Origin of the sequence: Variovorax sp. dw_954, from assembly GCF_018449755.1 — a bacterium.
Taxonomy (GTDB): domain Bacteria; phylum Pseudomonadota; class Gammaproteobacteria; order Burkholderiales; family Burkholderiaceae_C; genus Variovorax.
In genome coordinates, this window is sequence record NZ_JAAVVD010000003.1 from 358,615 (window position 1) to 377,470 (window position 18,856).

Annotated in this window: 16 protein-coding genes and 3 tRNA genes; 13 read left to right on the top strand and 6 right to left on the bottom strand. The window is 65.4% G+C overall.

Annotated features, from left to right (window positions below):
- The first annotated feature begins 81 nt into the window (after positions 1 to 81).
- From lon to HB681_RS07810, 6 genes are all read left to right on the top strand, one after another.
- Positions 82 to 2,529 (top strand): endopeptidase La, encoded by a 2,448-nt coding sequence (gene lon, locus HB681_RS07785; RefSeq protein WP_213954223.1) that lies wholly within the window; start codon positions 82 to 84, stop codon positions 2,527 to 2,529.
- Positions 2,530 to 2,582: 53 nt separating this feature from the next.
- Positions 2,583 to 2,658: transfer RNA gene (locus tag HB681_RS07790), tRNA-Gly, on the top strand.
- Between the two features lie 86 nt (positions 2,659 to 2,744).
- Positions 2,745 to 2,818 (top strand) — tRNA-Cys (locus HB681_RS07795).
- A gap of 102 nt (positions 2,819 to 2,920) precedes the next feature.
- Positions 2,921 to 3,012 (top strand) — tRNA-Leu (locus HB681_RS07800).
- Between the two features lie 19 nt (positions 3,013 to 3,031).
- On the top strand, positions 3,032 to 3,664 hold the full coding sequence (locus tag HB681_RS07805) for a DUF6806 family protein (RefSeq protein WP_213954224.1): 633 nt from the start codon (positions 3,032 to 3,034) through the stop codon (positions 3,662 to 3,664).
- Between the two features lie 34 nt (positions 3,665 to 3,698).
- Entirely contained in the window at positions 3,699 to 5,003 is a 1,305-nt protein-coding gene (locus HB681_RS07810; protein ID WP_213954225.1) for an MFS transporter, read from the top strand.
- 6 nt (positions 5,004 to 5,009) lie between these two features.
- On the opposite strand, the gene HB681_RS07815 is transcribed toward HB681_RS07810, so the two are convergent.
- Genes HB681_RS07815 through HB681_RS07825 form a run of 3 tightly spaced genes read right to left on the bottom strand, consistent with a single transcriptional unit; the run spans position 5,010 to position 8,156 of the window.
- A complete protein-coding gene (locus HB681_RS07815; protein WP_213954226.1) occupies positions 5,010 to 5,777 on the bottom strand; it encodes a hypothetical protein in 768 nt (255 codons plus the stop codon).
- Between the two features lie 16 nt (positions 5,778 to 5,793).
- On the bottom strand, positions 5,794 to 6,606 hold the full coding sequence (murI, locus tag HB681_RS07820) for a glutamate racemase (RefSeq protein ID WP_256734850.1): 813 nt from the start codon (positions 6,604 to 6,606) through the stop codon (positions 5,794 to 5,796).
- Positions 6,603 to 8,156, bottom strand: coding sequence for a fumarate hydratase (locus tag HB681_RS07825; protein WP_213954228.1), 1,554 nt, complete (start codon positions 8,154 to 8,156; stop codon positions 6,603 to 6,605). The genes murI and HB681_RS07825 overlap by 4 nt, the downstream gene beginning before the upstream one ends.
- A 69-nt stretch (positions 8,157 to 8,225) precedes the next feature.
- Here HB681_RS07825 and fumC point away from each other — a divergent pair, with 69 nt between their 5' ends.
- Complete coding sequence (fumC, locus tag HB681_RS07830) at positions 8,226 to 9,614, top strand: class II fumarate hydratase (RefSeq protein WP_213954229.1); 1,389 nt, start codon at positions 8,226 to 8,228, stop codon at positions 9,612 to 9,614.
- A 4-nt stretch (positions 9,615 to 9,618) separates the two neighbouring features.
- Here the strand turns inward: fumC and HB681_RS07835 are convergent, their stop codons facing one another.
- On the bottom strand, positions 9,619 to 10,236 hold the full coding sequence (locus tag HB681_RS07835; RefSeq protein WP_213954230.1) for a TIGR00645 family protein: 618 nt from the start codon (positions 10,234 to 10,236) through the stop codon (positions 9,619 to 9,621).
- A gap of 154 nt (positions 10,237 to 10,390) precedes the next feature.
- Between HB681_RS07835 and acs the strand changes: the two genes are divergently transcribed.
- Positions 10,391 to 12,394, top strand: a complete 2,004-nt coding sequence (gene acs, locus HB681_RS07840) for an acetate--CoA ligase (RefSeq protein WP_213954231.1) — start codon at positions 10,391 to 10,393, stop codon at positions 12,392 to 12,394.
- A gap of 79 nt (positions 12,395 to 12,473) precedes the next feature.
- Positions 12,474 to 12,971: a Yip1 family protein gene (locus HB681_RS07845; protein ID WP_213954232.1), complete on the top strand. Its 498-nt coding sequence runs from the start codon at positions 12,474 to 12,476 to the stop codon at positions 12,969 to 12,971.
- Here HB681_RS07845 and HB681_RS07850 read toward each other — a convergent pair whose 3' ends face one another.
- Positions 12,972 to 13,277, bottom strand: coding sequence for a c-type cytochrome (locus HB681_RS07850; RefSeq protein WP_213954233.1), 306 nt, complete (start codon positions 13,275 to 13,277; stop codon positions 12,972 to 12,974).
- Positions 13,278 to 13,382: 105 nt separating this feature from the next.
- On the opposite strand from HB681_RS07850, the gene HB681_RS07855 reads away from it, so the two are divergent.
- Complete coding sequence (locus HB681_RS07855; RefSeq protein ID WP_213954234.1) at positions 13,383 to 13,646, top strand: TIGR04438 family Trp-rich protein; 264 nt, start codon at positions 13,383 to 13,385, stop codon at positions 13,644 to 13,646.
- A gap of 21 nt (positions 13,647 to 13,667) precedes the next feature.
- Here HB681_RS07855 and ilvD read toward each other — a convergent pair whose 3' ends face one another.
- A complete protein-coding gene (gene ilvD / locus HB681_RS07860; RefSeq protein ID WP_213954235.1) occupies positions 13,668 to 15,356 on the bottom strand; it encodes a dihydroxy-acid dehydratase in 1,689 nt (562 codons plus the stop codon).
- 103 nt (positions 15,357 to 15,459) lie between these two features.
- Between ilvD and HB681_RS07865 the strand changes: the two genes are divergently transcribed.
- The 3 genes from HB681_RS07865 (at position 15,460) to HB681_RS07875 (ending at position 18,849) form a co-directional block, all read left to right on the top strand.
- Positions 15,460 to 16,401 carry a LysR family transcriptional regulator gene (locus HB681_RS07865; RefSeq protein WP_213954236.1) on the top strand — a complete coding sequence of 314 codons (942 nt, stop codon included), beginning with the start codon at positions 15,460 to 15,462 and terminating at the stop codon, positions 16,399 to 16,401.
- 4 nt (positions 16,402 to 16,405) lie between these two features.
- A complete protein-coding gene (gene lgt, locus HB681_RS07870) occupies positions 16,406 to 17,233 on the top strand; it encodes a prolipoprotein diacylglyceryl transferase (RefSeq protein WP_213954237.1) in 828 nt (275 codons plus the stop codon).
- A gap of 209 nt (positions 17,234 to 17,442) precedes the next feature.
- Entirely contained in the window at positions 17,443 to 18,849 is a 1,407-nt protein-coding gene (locus tag HB681_RS07875; RefSeq protein ID WP_256734863.1) for a malonyl-CoA decarboxylase, read from the top strand.
- The last annotated feature ends 7 nt before the right edge of the window (positions 18,850 to 18,856 follow it).

The window sequence follows — 18,856 nt, forward strand, 5'->3', positions numbered from 1 at the left end:
GTGCCCCACATTGAACGCGCCGTGCGGGCTTGAAATCCGCGCGGCGCGTTCCATCTTTGCCTGACACACTGAAGGATTCGCATGTCCGGTCACACCCCCCTGCCACCTGAAGCCATCGATCTGCCGCTGCTGCCGCTGCGGGATGTCGTGGTGTTCCCCCATATGGTGATTCCGCTGTTCGTCGGGCGCGCCAAGAGTATCAAGGCGCTGGAACTCGCGATGGAAGCCGAGCGCCGCATCATGCTGGTCGCGCAAAAAGCCGCCGCCAAGGACGAGCCCGCCGTCGAGGACATGTTCGAGGTCGGCTGCATCTCGACCATCCTGCAAATGCTGAAGTTGCCCGATGGCACGGTCAAGGTGCTGGTCGAAGGCCAGCAACGCGCCCGCGTCAATCGCATCGACGATGGCGAGACCCACTTCTCGGCCAACGTGAACCCGATCGGTGGAGGCGAGGGCGCCGCGCAGACCGGCACGGAGATCGAAGCGCTGCGCCGTGCGGTGATGCAGCAGTTCGACCAGTACGTGAAGCTCAACAAGAAGATCCCGCCCGAGATCCTCACATCCATCTCGAGCATCGACGATCCAGGCCGCCTCGCCGACACCATCGCCGCGCACCTGCCGCTCAAGCTCGACAACAAGCAGTCGGTGCTGGACTTGGCCGACGTCAAGGCCCGGCTCGAAAACCTGTTCGGCCAGCTCGAGCGCGAAGTCGACATCCTCAACGTCGACAAGAAGATCCGCGGCCGCGTGAAGCGCCAGATGGAAAAGAACCAGCGCGACTTCTATCTCAACGAGCAGGTCAAGGCGATCCAGAAGGAGCTTGGCGAAGGCGAGGAGGGCGCGGACATCGAGGAGATCGAGAAGAAGATCAAGCTCGCCAAGATGCCGAAGGACGCGCTCAAGAAGGCCGAGAGCGAACTCAAGAAGCTCAAGTTGATGTCGCCGATGTCTGCCGAAGCGACCGTCGTGCGCAACTACATCGACGTGCTGGTCGGCCTGCCGTGGAGCAAGAAGACCAAGATCAAGCACGACCTGGCGCATGCCGAGAAAGTGCTCAACGAAGACCACTACGGCCTCGACAAGGTCAAGGACCGCATCCTGGAATACCTCGCGGTGCAGCAACGCGTCGACAAGGTGAAGGCGCCGATCCTGTGCCTGGTCGGCCCTCCGGGCGTGGGCAAGACCTCGCTGGGGCAGTCGATCGCGAAGGCGACCGGCCGCAAGTACACCCGCATGGCGCTCGGCGGCATGCGCGACGAGGCGGAGATCCGCGGCCATCGTCGCACCTACATCGGCGCGCTGCCGGGCAAGGTGCTGCAGAGCCTGAACAAGGTCGGCACGCGCAATCCGCTGTTCCTGCTGGACGAGATCGACAAGCTCGGCACGGACTTCCGTGGCGATCCTTCGAGCGCGCTGCTGGAAGTGCTCGACCCCGAGCAGAACCACACCTTCGGCGACCACTACGTCGAGGTCGACTTCGACCTGAGCGACGTGATGTTCGTGGCGACCTCGAACTCGATGAACATCCCGCCGGCGTTGCTGGACCGGATGGAAGTCATCCGCCTGGCCGGCTACACCGAGGACGAGAAGACCCACATCGCGCTGAAGTACCTGCTGCCCAAGCAGCTGAAGAACAACGGCGTGAAGGAAGAGGAACTGCTGGTCACCGAGGAAGCCGTGCGCGACATCGTGCGCTACTACACCCGTGAAGCCGGCGTGCGTTCGCTCGAACGTGACTTGTCGAAGATCTGCCGCAAGGTGGTGAAGGGCCTGCTGCTGAAGAAGATGACGCCGCAGGTCACGGTGACCGGCGAGAACCTCAACGACTTCCTGGGCGTTCGCAAGTACACCTTCGGCCGCGCCGAGAAGCAGAACCAGGTCGGCCAGGTGGTGGGCCTCGCATGGACGGAAGTCGGCGGCGACCTGCTGACGATCGAGGCCGTGACCATGCCGGGCAAGGGCGTCATCAGCCGCACGGGTTCGCTCGGCGACGTGATGAAGGAATCGGTGGAAGCCGCACGCACCGTGGTGCGCAGCCGCTCGCGCCGACTTGGCATCAAGGACGAGATGTTCGAGAAGCGCGACATCCACATCCATGTGCCTGACGGCGCAACGCCGAAGGACGGCCCGAGTGCGGGCGCCGCGATGACGACGGCCTTCGTGTCGGCGCTCACCGGCATCCCGGTGCGGGCCGATGTCGCGATGACCGGCGAGATCACCCTGCGCGGCGAAGTCACGGCCATCGGCGGCCTGAAGGAAAAGCTGCTGGCGGCCCTGCGCGGCGGGATCAAGACGGTGCTGATCCCCGAGGAAAACGCGAAGGACCTGCAGGACATTCCCGAGAATGTGAAGAACGGCCTCGAGATCATCCCGGTCAAGTGGATCGACAAGGTGCTGGAGATCGCGCTGGAGAAGACGCCGACGCCGCTGTCCGACGAAGAGGTCGCCGCCTCCGCGGCAGCGGTCGCCGAGCTGGCCAAGCAGCGTGCCGTGCAACCCGCCGAAGATTCGTCTTCGGTGAAACATTGAGCGGCATGTTTGCCAAGCCTTCGAAAACCGGTATATAATTCGAGGCTCGAAACGCGGGAATAGCTCAGTTGGTAGAGCGCAACCTTGCCAAGGTTGAGGTCGAGAGTTCGAGACTCTTTTCCCGCTCCAGTTTTGAAAAAGGGAAGCAACCGCTTCCCTTTTTTTCGACCACCGATCGACGATACGTCGGCGTGGCCGAAGTCAGTAACAAGCGTGGCGCGATAGCAAAGCGGTTATGCCCCGGATTGCAAATCCGGTTAGTCCGGTTCGACTCCGGATCGCGCCTCCACTCCTTGGTCATCGTTCGCGACAAGACCGATTCGACAGCCTCATCAACTTCGTTGGAGAGGCTGTTTTTGTTTGGGTTATCTTCGACGCATTGACCTCCATTGCCCGGGTGGTGAAACTGGTAGACACATCGGACTTAAAATCCGCCGCTTCCTGAAAAGGGGCATGCCGGTTCGATTCCGGCCCCGGGCACCAACTTACAAGGGAGCAAGACATGCCTCGCTACAACGCTCCGTTCGAAATACACGTGCACGGCGACGTGCCGTTGCGCGCCGACGTCAGCTTCGACCAGATCCAGGAGGCGCTGCGCCCGCTCTGGAAATACGCGGGCGCCAAGTCGCTTGCCGACGGCGCCACCAGCGCATATGAAGAAGAGCCCGGCATCCGCTTCGACCAGAAGGAGCACATGCTGACAATGTGCTGGACCGTCCCCGGCGACGAGGATTTTCGCCAGGAACTCGACGAGATGTGCATGGCGCTCAACGAGCTGGCCGAGCAGGGCGCGGCCATCGAGATCACCTTCTACGACACCGACTATGACGAGGAAGAAGGCGACGCGGATGAAGAATCGCGCGACGACTTCATCATGCTGTTCGTCGGCCCGAATCCGGCCGCGATCATGCAGGTGCAACGCGACCTGCTGGTCGAAGACGTGGTGGCTCTGATGGAGCGCCACTTCGACGGCTCCGAACTCGGCGGCGTGGTCGGCGAGATCGACAAACTGTTCGGCGACCGTTTCGATGCGCTGGTCAGTTCGCTCGAAATCGGCAAGCGTCCGCGCGGCAGCGGCGGTTCGCCGGGTGCGGGTGGCCACGGAGGCGGTCGCCGCCCACGCCACCTGCACTGACCCTGGCGCCGGCGTCGAATTTCCCAAGACCCACTTGGCGCTATTTCCCTCATCGGCCCTGAATCCCGGCGTGCGCAAGCGCGAGGTGTTCGGCTGGGCGATGTACGACTTCGCCAACTCCGGCTACACCACGGTCGTCATCACGGCCGTGTTCGCCGCCTACTTCGTCGGTGGCCTGGCGAAGGGCGCCGCCTGGGGTGCTTTCGCATGGACGCTGTCGCTGAGCATTGCCTACGCGATCGTGATGTTCACCATGCCGGTGATCGGCGCCTGGGCGGATCTGCGTGCGGCCAAGAAGCGCGTGCTGATGCTGGCGACCGCGGGGTGCGTGATCAGTACGGCCGCGCTGGCGTTGACGCCACGCTTGTCCGGCCTGGAAGCGGTCGGGTTGGCCATGCTGCTGATCATTGTGTCCAACACCTTCTACTCGTATGGCGAATCGCTGACTGGCGCCTTCCTGCCGGAACTGGCGACAGCCGACGGCATGGGCAAGGTCAGCGGCTGGGGCTGGGCATTCGGCTACATCGGCGGCATGCTGACGCTGGGCCTGTGTCTCGCCTACGTGCTGTGGGCGCAGGCGCGGGGGCTGCCGGCCTCGCACTTCGTGCCGGTGACGATGCTTGTCACCGCGCTGATGTATGGCCTCGCGGCTTGCGCGACCTTTGTCTTGTTGCCGGAGCGGGCCCGGCCTGCGGTGGCTTCCGGGCGCGTTTCGTGGAGCGACTCATGGCGCCAGTTGCGCCGCACTTTCGAGCGGGCGCGCGCCTTCTCCGACTTCATGTGGCTGCTGGCTTGCACCGTGGCCTACCAGGGCGGCGTGGCGGTGGCGATCACGCTGGCCGCGATCTATGCGGAGCAGGTGATCGGCTTCAAGCCGCAGGAGACCATGGTCCTGATCTTCGCGTTGAACCTGGCGGCGGCGGCGGGTGCTTTCAGTTTCGGCTATCTGCAGGACCGCATCGGCCACAAGATCGCGCTGTCGACGACGCTGGTGGCCTGGATCGCGGTGTGCATCATCGCCGGCTCGGTCACCAGCAAGGGCGGCTTCTGGTGCGCCGCCACCATTGCCGGGCTGGCGATGGGCTCCAGCCAATCGGCCGGACGAGCCATGGCGGGCGTGCTGGCGCCGCCGCAGCAATTGGGTGAGTTCTTCGGGCTGTGGAGCTTTGCGACGCGGCTGGCAAGCATCATCGGGCCCTTGAGCTATGGCGCCATCACATGGATGGCCGGCGGCAACCAGCGCATCGCGATCTTCGCGACCACGGGCTTGTTCATTGTCGGGCTGTTGCTGCTGATGCCGATCGACATGAGGCGTGGTCGCGCGGCCGCACTACGCTGAGATCACTCACTCGTTGCGCAGCGCCTTGGGAATCGGGTAGCGCTCGCCGTCGTAGCGCAGCGTGAAAGTGCGCAACTTCACAGGTAGCACTTTCTCGATGCAGGCGCCGCCTTCCTGCCACTCGGCGCGGCTCGCGGTCTGTGTGCGTTGCACCACCAGATCCGCGAAGCCCTCGCTCGCAGCGTGGCCGACTGCCAGCGTGCCGCGCACCTGCTCGAAGTGCCCGGTACAGGTGTTGTCCCATTCGCCGCCGTCCATGTCGAGTTCGATCTCGTCGAGCACCTTTCGCACCTTCGCGCCCTGTGCCACGTAGAGCTGCAGCGTCTCGCTCGCGTAGGGGTTGATGCGCGACGCGCCGCGATAGCGCACGCGGATGCCGAAGGCGCGCGTGTTGGCCGCGAGCGCGTAGCGGCCGGTGTCGATGCGGATGTCCTGGATGGCGATGGCGTCCTCGGTCAGCGCGTTCGGTTCGAAGGCGCGCGCCAGGATGGTGTCGCGCTCGGTGTTGCCGTTGTCGGGCCGCTGGATCACGAGCAACTCCAGGTCGTAGCCCGTCACGCCGGGGTCGGAGGAGGGGCGCGGCATTGGCAGCACGACGATGCTGCGGCCCGGATAGGCGGGCCACGGCTTGCACGCGGCGCGTTCCTCATCGAGTTGTCGGTCGGGATGCAGCTTGGCGTGCATGCGCTCCGCCAGGCCGCTCTCGCAGGCAGCGTGCGCCGTCAGTGCGGGCAGGAGAAGCAGCAGGGCCGCGGCGAATCGAGGTGTGGGCACGTTCGTCCTGGATGCATCAACGGGCCGCCGCGGCGGGCTGTGCAGCGGGCTGGAGCAGCCAGCGTGCCGCGGCGGCTGCCAGCGCCTGTGGTGCGCCGCTGGTTTCGAGCACGGTGGCGATGTTGTCATCGCATTCATCAGCCAATGTCGCGGCCGCAGCCAGCAGGCGCCGCGTCTGCAGGGCCACGGGCGCTCCGGTGTCGATGAAGCGCACGCCCGGGCCCGCATGGCGGCGCAGTTCGTCGGCGATGAAGGGATAGTGGGTGCAGCCGAGCACCACCGTATCGATCTGATCCGGCTCGGTGCCGAAACGGCCCGCCGCGTGCATGTACCGGGCGCACAGATCGGCAATGGCCGCGTTGCTCGAGCTTTCGATCGCCGCCGCCAGCCCATCGCACGGCACCAGGCTGAAGTTCGCCTGGTCCGCCAGGCTGGCGTGGAGCTTCTTGAACTTGAGGCTGTCGAGGGTCCCGCGGGTTGCGAGCACGGCGATGTTCCGGGTGCCGCTCAGCGACACCGCGGGCTTCAGCGCGGGCTCCAGGCCCACGACGGGCAGATCGGGATATGTCGCTCGCACGAGATGAATGGCCGCGGCGGTCGCGGTGTTGCATGCCACCACCAGCGCCTTGATGCGATGCCGCTCGACCAGGTCGACCGCGATCGCGAGCGTGCGCTGCGTGACGAAGTCCTCGCCGCGCTCGCCGTAGGGTGCATTCGCGGTGTCGGCAAAGTACACGAAGCGCTCGTGCGGCAATTCGGCGCGCAGCGCATTGAGGACGCTCAAGCCGCCCACGCCGCTGTCGAACACGCCGACGGGCGATGCGCTCAAGCGGGTTCCAGCGTGATGGTCTTGAATTCGCCCGAGGCGATGCGCTTCTGCCATTCGGCGGGGCCGGTAATGTGGGCGCTGGTGCCGCCGGAATCGACTGCCACCGTCACGGGCATGTCGACCACGTCGAACTCGTAGATGGCTTCCATGCCGAGGTCTTCGAAGCCGACGATCTTCGCGGTCTTGATGGCCTTGCTGACCAGGTAGGCCGCGCCGCCCACGGCCATGAGGTAGGCGCTCTTGTGCTTCTTGATCGCCTCGATGGCCACCGGGCCGCGCTCGGCCTTGCCGATCATCGCGATGAGGCCGGTTTCGGCCAGCATCATCTCGGTGAAGCCGTCCATGCGCGTCGCGGTGGTCGGGCCGGCCGGACCGACCGCCTCGCCCTTGACCGGGTCGACCGGGCCGACGTAGTAGATGACGCGGTTGGTGAAGTCCACCGGCAGCTTCTCGCCCTTGGCCAGCATGCCCTGGATGCGCTTGTGCGCGGCGTCGCGGCCGGTGAGCATCTTGCCGTTCAGCAGCAGCGTGTCGCCGGGTTTCCAGCTCGCGACTTCTTCGGGTGTGAGCGTGTCGAGGTTGACCTTCTTGCTCTTGTTGTAGTCGGGCGCCCAGTTGACGTCGGGCCACAGGTCGAGCGAGGGCGGCGTGAGGTAGACGGCGCCGCTGCCGTCCAGCACGAAGTGCGCATGGCGCGTGGCCGCGCAGTTGGGGATCATCGCCACGGGCTTGCTGGCCGCGTGCGTGGGGTACATCTTGATCTTGATGTCGAGCACGGTCGACAGGCCGCCCAGGCCCTGCGCACCGATGCCCAGCGCATTGACCTTCTCGTACAGCTCGATGCGCAGGGCCTCGACCTTCGTCAGCTCGGCGCCCGATGCCTTCTTGGCCTGCAGTTCGTGCATGTCCAGGTCGTCCATCAGGCTTTCCTTGGCCATCAGCGCGGCCTTCTCTGCCGTGCCGCCGATGCCGATGCCCAGCATGCCGGGCGGGCACCAGCCGGCGCCCATGGTCGGCACCGTCTTGAGCACCCAGTCGACCACGCTGTCGCCGGGGTTGAGCATGACCAGCTTGCTCTTGTTCTCGCTGCCGCCGCCCTTGGCCGCGACGGTGACTTCGACGGTGTTGCCGGGGACGATCTCCGTGAAGATGACAGCCGGCGTGTTGTCCTTGGTGTTCTTGCGGTCGAACTGCGGATCGGCCACGACCGAGGCACGCAGCGTGTTGTCCGGGTGGTTGTAGCCACGGCGCACGCCTTCGTTGATGGCGTCGTCGAGCGAGCCGGTGAAGCCGCCCCAGCGCACGTCCATGCCCACCTTGAGGAACACGTTGACGATGCCGGTGTCCTGGCAGATCGGGCGCTGGCCGGTCGCGCTCATCTTGCTGTTGGTGAGGATCTGCGCGATGGCGTCCTTGGCGGCAGCGCTCTGCTCGCGCTCGTAGGCCTTGGCCAGGTGCGCGATGTAGTCGGTCGGGTGGTAGTAGCTGATGTACTGCAATGCCGCAGCGACGGATTCGATCAGATCGGCTTGCTGGATTGTCGTGGTCATGGTGGGGCTTTATAGGGTTATGCGGCTGGCGCGATACTGGCCAGCCCTCCATTTTCGCAGATGAGCACCATGACCGCGACCCGTATCGAACGAGACACTTTTGGACCGATCGAGGTGCCTGCCCACAAGCTCTGGGGCGCGCAGACTCAGCGTTCCCTGCAAAACTTCGACATCTCGGGCGAGCAGCAGCCGCGCGAGATCATCAAGGCGCTTGCGCAGGTGAAGCGGGCCTCGGCGGTGGTCAACCATGCGCTCGGCCTGCAGGAAGAGAAGAAGACTGGCGCCATCGTTGCCGCAGCCGACGAGGTCATCGCCGGAAAGCATACGGATGAGTTTCCTTTGGTCGTCTGGCAAACCGGCTCTGGCACACAGACCAACATGAACGTCAATGAGGTGCTGGCCAACCGCGCGAGCGAACTGCTGGGCGGCGAGCGTGGCGAGGCGCGGATGGTGCATCCGAACGACGACGTGAACCGCAGCCAGTCGAGCAACGACGTCTTCCCGACCGCGATGCACGTGGCGGCCGTGGAGGCGCTCGTCCACAAGCTGCTGCCGGCCATCGCGAAGTTGCGCGGCACGCTGGCGCAGAAGTCGGCCGACTTCATGGACATCGTCAAGATCGGCCGCACCCACCTGCAGGATGCGACGCCGCTCACGCTGGGCCAGGAGTTCTCCGGTTACGCGGCGCAACTGGCGCACGGCGAGGCGCACGTCCGTGCCGCCTTGCCGCACTTGTGCGAACTGGCGCTGGGCGGCACGGCTGTCGGCACGGGGCTCAATGCGCCCAAGGGCTATGCGGAGCAGGTGGCGGTCGAGCTGGCCAGGCTCACCGGACTGCCGTTCATCACCGCGCCGAACAAGTTCGAAGCGATGGCCAGCGTCGACGCGCTGGTGCATGCCCACGGCGCGCTCAAGACCCTTGCCGCCAGCATGACCAAGATCGCCAACGACGTGCGCTGGCTGGCCAGCGGACCGCGCAGCGGCATCGGCGAACTGAGCATTCCAGAGAACGAACCCGGCTCGTCGATCATGCCGGGCAAGGTCAACCCGACGCAGAGCGAGGCGGTCACGATGCTGGCGGCACAGGTATTCGGCAATGACGTCGCCATCAACATCGGTGGCGCCTCGGGCAACTTCGAACTCAACGTGTTCCGCCCGATGGTGGCCCACAACTTCCTGCAGAGCGTGCGCCTGCTGGCCGACGGCATGGTGAGCTTCAACGACTACTGCGCGGTCGGCATCGAGCCGAACCGCGAACGCATCACGGAACTCGTGCAACGGTCGCTGATGCTGGTGACCGCGCTCAACACGCACATCGGCTATGACAAGTCGGCCTACATCGCCAAGAAGGCGCACAAGGAAGGCTCCAGCCTGCGCGAGGCGGCCGTGGCCTCAGGTCACCTGACCGGCGAGCAGTTCGACCAGTGGGTGATCCCGGAGAACATGACCGGTCGCTGAAACCTCAGTGCCGGTTTTCCGCGATCGCCGACATGATCTTGTCGGTGTAGGCGATCGCCATCGCGGACAGCAGGAAGGTGATGTGGATGGCGGTCTGCGCGATCAGCACCTTGTCGGTGTAGTTCTCGGCGTTGATGAAGGTCTTGAGCAGGTGGATCGAGCTGATGCCGATGATCGACATCGCCAGCTTCACCTTCAGTACTGACGCGTTCACGTGACTGAGCCATTCGGGCTGGTCGGGATGGCCTTCGAGGTCCATGCGGCTGATGAAGGTCTCGTAGCCGCCCACGATCACCATGATGAGCAGGTTCGAGATCATCACCACGTCGATCAGCGCGAGCACCACCAGCATGATCACCGTTTCGTTCAGCGTGGTGATCGGCGCGCTGGTCTTGTAACCGATGCCGGTGATCAGCGCCTGCAGGGCCTGGTCGCTTCCAAGCGCGGCCTGCACCAGGTGCGTCAGTTCGACCAGGAAATGGATGACGTACATGCCCTGCGCAACGATAAGCCCGAGGTACAGGGGCAATTGCAGCCAGCGGCTCGCGAAGATGAGCTTGGGCAGGGGCCGCAGCGGGGATCCCGTTCGGGGGGCGACGGAAGACGGATCAGGAAGTGACATCGGATGCTGTGAGGGACGAAGGCGCGAATTCTAGGAGCGCCTGTTCCGCGAACGCGGGATGCCCTTACGCCGTAGGATGTGAACGTCAGTGGCCCGTAAGTGCCACCATCGACATTACGCCCGATCCACACCAAGGCCGAGGAGACATCCAGACATGAGCAGCACATCGACGAACATCGAGTCCGTATTGGTCGAGACCCGCGTGTTCCCGCCCGACGACCGCGCGACCAAGGGCGCGCGCATCTCCGGCATGGCCGCCTACGAGGCGCTGTGCAAGGAAGCGGAGACCGACTTCGATGGCTTCTGGACCCGCCTGGCGCGCGAGAACGTGCAATGGACGAAACCCTTCACGCGCACGCTGGACGAATCGAATGCGCCGTTCTACCAATGGTTCGGTGACGGTGAGCTCAACGCCAGCGCCAACTGCCTCGACAAGCACATCGGCACGCCGACCGAGGACAAGATCGCGATCATCTTCGAGGCCGACGACGGCGCCGTCACGCAGATCACCTACAAGGACCTGCTCACGCGCGTCTCGCAGTTCGCCAACGCGCTGAAGGCGCAAGGCATCAAGAAGGGCGACCGCGTCATCGTCTACATGCCGATGACCATCGAGGGCGTGATCGCGATGCAGGCCTGTGCGCGCATCGGAGCGACCCACAGCGTGGTGTTCGGCGGCTTCTCCGCGAAGGCGCTGCAGGAACGCATCATCGACGCCGGTGCTGTCGCGGTCATCACGGCCAACTACCAGTTGCGGGGCGGCAAGGAACTGCCGCTCAAGGCCATCGTCGACGACGGCATCGAGCTGGGCGGCTGCACCACGATCAAGACCGTACTGGTCTACGAGCGCACGCTGACGGACTGGAAGCGCGTCGAGGGCCGCGACATCAGCTTCACGGAGGCGCTGGCCGAAGTGGAAGGGCACGGCTTGTGCCCGCCAGAGCCGGTCGGCGCCGAACACCCGCTGTTCATTCTCTATACCTCGGGGTCCACCGGTAAGCCCAAGGGCGTTCAGCATGCGACGGGCGGCTACCTGCTGTGGGCCAAACTCACGATGGACTGGACCTTCGACCTGCGGCCGGAGGACGTGTTCTGGTGCACCGCCGACATCGGCTGGATCACCGGCCACACCTACGTCGCCTACGGCCCGCTGGCCGCCGGCGCGACGCAGGTGGTGTTCGAAGGCATCCCCACCTATCCGAACGCCGGGCGCTTCTGGCAGATGATCGAGCGGCACCGGGTCACCATCTTCTACACCGCGCCCACCGCGATCCGATCGCTGATCAAGGCCGCCGAATCCGACGAGAAGGCGCACCCGGACCGCTCCGATCTCTCCAGCCTGCGCATCCTCGGCAGCGTCGGCGAGCCGATCAACCCGGAAGCCTGGATGTGGTACCACCGGAACATCGGTCACGAGCGTTGTCCGATCGTCGATACCTTCTGGCAGACCGAAACGGGGGGGCACGTCATCACGCCGCTGCCGGGCGCCACGCCGCTGGTGCCGGGTTCCTGCACCTTGCCGCTGCCGGGCATCATGGCTGCGATCGTCGACGAGACCGGCAAGGACCTCCCCAACGGCGCGGGCGGCATGCTGGTCATCAAGCGGCCCTGGCCCTCGATGATCCGCACCATCTGGAACGACCCCGAGCGGTTCAAGAAGAGCTATTTCCCCGAGGAAATGGGCGGCACGATCTACCTGGCCGGCGATGGCGCGGTGCGCAGCGCGGACCGCGGCTACTTCCGCATCACAGGGCGCATTGACGACGTGCTGAACGTGTCGGGGCACCGGCTTGGCACGATGGAGATCGAGTCGGCGCTGGTCTCGAAGACCGACCTGGTGGCGGAAGCCGCGGTGGTCGGGCGGCCCGACGACTTGACGGGCGAGGCGGTCTGCGCCTTTGTCGTGCTCAAGCGCGGCCGGCCGAGCGGCGACGAGGCCAAGAAGATCGCGGCCGAGCTGCGCAACTGGGTGGCCAAGGAGATCGGCCCGATCGCCAAGCCGAAGGACATCCGCTTCGGCGACAACCTCCCCAAGACCCGCAGCGGCAAGATCATGCGCCGCCTGTTGCGCTCCATCGCCAAGGGCGAGGCCATCACGCAGGACACGTCGACGCTGGAGAACCCTGCCATCCTCGAACAGTTGGGGCAAGCCTACTGACGTTGAAGCGATCGTCGGACGGCGTTCTGGCCGGCGTGAGTTACAAACGGACCTCTAGCAACAGACGGGGGACGAAATCATGGGTGTCAGATCGGGTATTTTGATTTTGCTGGTGGTGCTCATCGCGGCACTGGCCACGTTGAACTGGGGCATCCTCATTCAACCGACCTTGATGTCGGTCGGCTTCATGCAGGTCACTGCGCCCTTCGGCGTGATCATGCTGGGGCTGACTTCGCTGCTCGGCGTGTTTTTCCTGGCCTACGTGTTCTACCTGCAGAGCTCAGTGATGCTGGAGACGCGTCGCCACACAAAGGAATTGCAATCGCAGCGCGAACTGGCCGACAAGGCCGAACTGTCGCGCTTCACCGAACTGCGCAGCTTCCTCGAAGCCCAGGAACTCACGCGGGTGACGCAGGCCAATCAGCGGCAGGAGGTGCTGCTGGCCCGCGTGCAGCAACTGGAAGCGTCATTGCGCCAGCGCGTGGATGAGTCGGACAACACGACGGCCGCGCATGTCGGCCAACTTGAAGACCGCTTCCGCCCGGCCATTGGCGAGGTCGTTCCGCAGCGCGGCTGATTACTTGGTGGAGAGCACCCAGGCCGCCAGGCGGGCGGCTTCGCTCTCGCTGACCTGCGGATTGGCGGGCATTGCCAGGGTGCCCCACACACCGCTGCCGCCCTTGATGATCTTGGCCGCGAGCTTGTCTGCCGCGGTCTTGTCATCCTTGTACCTGGCGGCGACGTCCTTGAAGGCGGGGCCGAGGACCTTGCGCTCCACGGTGTGGCAGGCCATGCAATTCTTCGACGTGGCAAGCGCGAGGTCGGCCATGGCGGGGCCGGACGCAGCCATTGCGAGGGTCGTCAGCAGGAGGGTTCTTCTCATGGGGAAATCGTATCCGTTGCGTTACAGTCGGTCCGATGAGATTGTAGGGAGCGCGGTGCGCGGCGAGGTGTGGCGCACCAATCAACTTTCCCGAGGGTTTGCGCCATGTGGTTTCTTCTATTGGGTGTGCTCGGTGTCGCTCTCAAGTTTTTCGAGATGGGTCCGGTCGCCACGCTGAGCTGGTGGATCGTGCTGATTCCCTTTGCGCTGGCCGTGGTCTGGTGGGCCTGGGCCGATTGGTCGGGCTACACCAAGTCCCAGGTCATCAAGAAGGAAAACGAGCGCAAGTCGGAGCGCATCGATCGGCAGCGCAGCCGGCTCGGGATGCTGAACAGTCCGTCCAACCGCAAGCGCCGCGGCAAGGGCTGAGCCCCCGCCGGGTCTTCAGCTTCAGTACTTGTCGAGCACCGCGCCCGAGCTGGCGCTGGAGGCATTGAACGCGAACTTGGCCTGCACGCCGCGCGTGTAGCGCGGTGCCGGTGGCTTCCAGCCTTCCTTGCGCTTCGCGATTTCCGCTTCCGGCACGTTGAGTTCGAGCACCAGCTTGTGGGCGTCGATGGTGATCGAGTCGCCTTCGTTGACGAACGCGATGGTGCCGCCGGCATAGGCTTCGGGTGCCACGTGGCCGACCACCATGCCCCAGGTGCCGCCGGAGAATCGGCCGTCGGTGATGAGGCCGACGGATTCACCCAGCCCAGCGCCGATCAGCGCGCCCGTCGGCGCCAGCATTTCCGGCATGCCCGGGCCGCCCTTGGGGCCAAGATAACGCAGCACCATCACGTCCCCGGCCTTGATCTTGCCGGCGAGGATCGCGGCAAGCGCCGATTGCTCGTCGTCGAACACGCGCGCCGGGCCGGTGATGACCGGGTTCTTCAGGCCGGTGATCTTTGCGACCGCGCCTTCGGGCGAGAGGTTGCCCTTGAGGATCGCGAGATGGCCTTCGGCGTACATCGGCTTGTCGATCGGGCGGATCACGTCCTGGTCGGCGCGCGGCGTGTCGGGCACGTCCTTGAGCACTTCCTCGATGGTCTGGCCGGTGATGGTGACGCAGTCGCCGTGCAGGAGGCCGGCCTTCAGAAGAATCTTCATGACCTGCGGAATGCCGCCGGCCTGGTGCAGGTCGACCGCGAGGTACTTGCCCGAGGGCTTGAGGTCGCACAGCACCGGCACCTTCTTGCGCATGCGCTCGAAGTCGTCGATGGTCCAGTCGACCTGGGCGGCGTGCGCGATGGCCAGGAAGTGCAGCACCGCGTTGGTCGAGCCGCCCGTGGCCATGATTACGGCGACGGCGTTCTCGATGGCCTTCTTCGTCACGATGTCGCGCGGCTTCAGGTCCTTCTTGATCGCCTCGATCAGCACCTTGGCCGACTCCTTGGCCGAGTTCTGCTTCTCGTCGTGCGGGTTCGCCATGGTGGACGAGTAGGGCAGCGACAGGCCCAGCGCCTCGAACGAACTCGACATGGTGTTGGCCGTGTACATGCCGCCGCAGGAGCCGGTGCCGGGAATGGCGCGCTTCTCGATCTGCAGCAGGTCCTCGTCGCTCATGTTGCCGGCGGCGTTCTGGCCCACGGCCTCGAACACGCTGACGATGTTCAGGTCCTGGCCCTTGTAGCGGCCCGGCAGGATGGTGCCGCCGTAGACGTAGATGGCCGGCACGTTGGCGCGCAGCATGCCCATCATGCCGCCCGGCATGTTCTTGTCGCAGCCGCCGACGACAAGCACGCCGTCCATCCACTGGCCGCCGACGCAGGTCTCGATGCAGTCCGAGATGACTTCGCGGCTGACCAGCGAGTACTTCATGCCTTCGGTGCCCATGGCCATGCCGTCCGAGATGGTCGGCGTACCGAACACTTGCGCGTTGCCGCCGGCTTCCTCGATGCCTTCGATGGCGGCATCGGTGAGCTTTTGCAGGCCGGAGTTGCAGGGCGTGATGGTGCTGTGGCCATTGGCCACGCCGACCATCGGCTTCTTGAAGTCGCTCTCTTCGTAGCCCATCGCGTAGAACATCGAGCGGTTGGGCGCGCGCGACTTGCCGTCGACGATGTTGATGCTGCGGCGGTTGATCGGGGTGTCAGCCATGTGGTGTGCCTCTCTCAGGGAATATCTCGTGGGGCGCCAAGTATCGGCCGCTTCTGTGATTGCCGCCAATCCATTTCAAAGCGACTATTGATATGCTGCATGAATGACAGCATTGATCGATCTGCGCGTCTGGCGGCAGTTCCTGGCGGTGGCCGAGGAACTCCATTTCGGCCGCGCCGCCACGCGCCTGCACATGACGCAGCCGCCGGTGACGCAGGCCATCGCGCAATTGGAGAAAGCGATCGGTGCGCGACTGTTCGACCGTACGCGCCGCAGCGTCGCGTTGACGCCCGCTGGCGCTGCGCTGGTGCCGGAAGTGCGCGAATTGCTTGCGCGAGCCCAGGCGCTGCCGGCACGGGCGCGGGCGGCCGCGGCGGGCGAAGTGGGGCGGGTGCGGCTGGCCTTTGTCTCGACCATCGGCTTTGAGCGGCTGCCGGCGTGGGTGCGTGAATTTCGCGCGCTGTGTCCGGCGGTGGCGCTGGAACTCGTCGAGGCCACCGGGGACGTGCAACTGGAGGCGTTGGCGCGCGGCGAGATCGATGCGGGCCTGGTGCTGCATTCGCCAGGCGCCGCGCCTGCGGGGTTGGCTCGACTGGCGGTGGCATCGGAACAGCTGGTGCTGGCCGTGCCGTCGCAGCACGTGCTCGCGGGCGTCGCGCAGCTCGCGCTCGAAGCGGTGCTGGCCGAGCCGCTGGTCGCGTTCCCGCGCCGCATCCTGCCCTCGGTGCACGACGCGATCCTGGCGCTGTACCACGGGGTCGGGCGCGTGCCCGAGGTGGCGCAGGAGGCGATCCAGATGCAGACCATCGTCAACCTGGTGTCGGGCGGCCTCGGCGTGGCCTGGGTGCCGGAGAGCGTCACGCAATTCCGGCGGGCGGGCGTGGTCTATCGCACGGCTGCCGAGTTTGCCGCGCCGCCCGGTCGTCGTCGCGCGGCGCTGGCGCTGCCCGGGTGCGAAACCAGCCTGGTCTGGCCGGCGGCCAGCGACAACCCGGCGCTCGCTCGCTTCATCGAATTTGTGCGGGAACGTGGCTTGGCACAATAGCCGGATGCTCATGTATCCCCACATCGACCCCGTTGCGCTGCAACTCGGGCCGATCGCCATTCATTGGTATGGCCTGACCTATCTGGCTGCCTTCGGTTTGTTCTGGTTCCTCGGCACGCGGCGCTTGCAGCACGAGCCGTTTCGCTCGCTAGGCGGCCCAGGCGGCTGGGAGCGCAAGGACGTGGAGGACATCCTGTTCCTCGGTGTCGCTGGCGTCATCATCGGCGGCCGGCTGGGCTATTGCCTGTTCTACAAGCCGGGCTACTACCTGTCGCATCCGTTGGAGATCTTCATGGTGTGGCAGGGCGGCATGAGTTTCCATGGCGGCTTCCTCGGCGTCATCGCCTCGATGGTCTGGTTCGCGCATTCGCGCAGACGGCCGTTCTGGCAGGTGATGGATTTCGTCGCGCCCTGCGTGCCGACCGGCCTTGCGGCGGGGCGGGTGGGCAACTTCATCAACGGGGAGCTTTGGGGGCGTTTCTCGAGCCCCGATCTCCCCTGGGGCATGGTGTTTCCGCAAAGCGGATCGATGCTGCCGCGCCATCCGTCGCAGGTCTACCAGTTCCTGCTGGAAGGCCTGCTGCTGTTCGTGCTGCTCTGGGTGTATGCGCGCAAGGAGCGCAAGCAGGGACAGGTGGCGGCGGTGTTCACCATCGGCTATGGCGTGTTCCGCTTCATCGCCGAATTCTTCCGCGAGCCGGACGACTTCCTCGGCCTGCAGGCGCTCAACCTGAGCCAGGGACAGTGGCTCAGCCTGCCGATGATCGTGTTCGGCATCGGGTTGTGGATCTGGGCGGCGCGTCGGCCGGCGGTGAGGGTCGCAACCCGCTGAGCCGGCGCCGTCGGCTCGCGTCGAAGCCCAAGTGCCGCGCGCGGTTCGAGTGGACATTCAATCCGTAAGGCTTAGGGCAGGTGGTTGTGAGTTGCGTGCGCGAGCTTTCACAATGAAGGCGTTTCTCGTTTCGGCGAGATGGCATGGCGTCAACCGCAATCAGAGAGGACATCGTGAGCGCAACGGAATGGTTCAAGTCGAAAGTGCCCATGGCACTCACCCTGCCGCGCTGGCCGGCTGCGAAGTCGCTCGCGAAGCCGAGCGCGCGTTCAACCCATGAGCGCCTGCAGGCGACGCTTCGCAAGTCCGACGAGGTGATGTCGCCGCGCGTGCTGCGCAAGGTGCTCACGGCCCTGGAGGCGGTGATCGACCCGCGCGTCAGCGAGGTCGAGGGCGGGCGCCGCGCGCATGCCGTGGCGCAGGAGTACCTGGCGGCCGGGCCCACCGAGCGCCGCGACCACTGGGCGTTGATGAGCGAGCACTTCGCCGCCGACGCGGAGACGCTCAAGGCCGCGCGCGACCAGCACCAGGCGGCTGTCGGCACACCCGAGGAAGGCCAGGCCGAGATGCGCTTGCGCCGTGCGCTGGTGTCGCCGCGCATGCGCCTGCTGCAGCGCTTCGCGGTCGAGCCGGCGGGCATGCGCTTCCTGGTCGACCTGCGCGCTGACCTGTTGCCGCACCTGAAGGCGGACCATCGCCTGCTCGCGCTCGATGGGGAACTGGAGCATCTGTTCTCCACCTGGTTCGACGTAGCCTTCCTTGAGTTGCGCCGCATCGACTGGGACTCGCCCGCGTCGCTGATCGAGAAGCTGATCCGCTATGAGGCGGTGCACGACATCAAGGGCTGGGACGACGTGAAGAACCGGCTCGACCACCAGGACCGGCGCTGCTACGGCTTCTTCCATCCGCGCCTGCCGAACGAGCCGCTGATCTTCGTCGAGGTGGCGCTGGTCGACCGCATCAGCGACGGCATCACGCCGCTGCTGGACGAAGCCGCGGTCCCGGTGCAACCCGCGAAGGCGACCACCGCGATCTTCTATTCGATCAGCAACACGCAGAACGGCCTGCGCGGCGTGAGCTTCGGGGATTCGCTGATCAAGCGCGTGGTCGAAACGCTGCAGGACGAACTGCCGCGCCTGAAGGTGTTCGCCACGCTGTCGCCGATCCCGGGCTTTCGCCACTGGCTGGTGAAGAACGCGGCCACGCTGGTGCCGCTGCTGGATGAGAAGCGCGGCAACGAACTCGGCCGGCTGATCGGCTCGTTGCCCCCCACCGCGGAGCGCTTGCTGGCCGCGGTGGAGGCGCCCGGTGCGCTCGCCGATCCGAAGTCGCCGCTGCGCCAGTGGCTGACGCAGTGCGCGGCGGAATACCTCGGTCGCGCCGTGACGCAGGGCAAGCCCGTCGATCCGGTGGCGCGCTTCCACCTGGGAAATGGAGCGCGCGTGGAGCGGCTCAACTGGGCCGGCGACCCGTCGGCCAAGGGACAGAAGCAGTCGTGGGGCCTCATGGTTAACTACCTGTACGACCTCAAGCGTCTCGATAAACATCGAGCCTGGCTGGCCAATGGCAGAGTGGCCGTCTCAGGCGACATAGAAGGCCTGTACTTCAAGAACTGATCAAGAC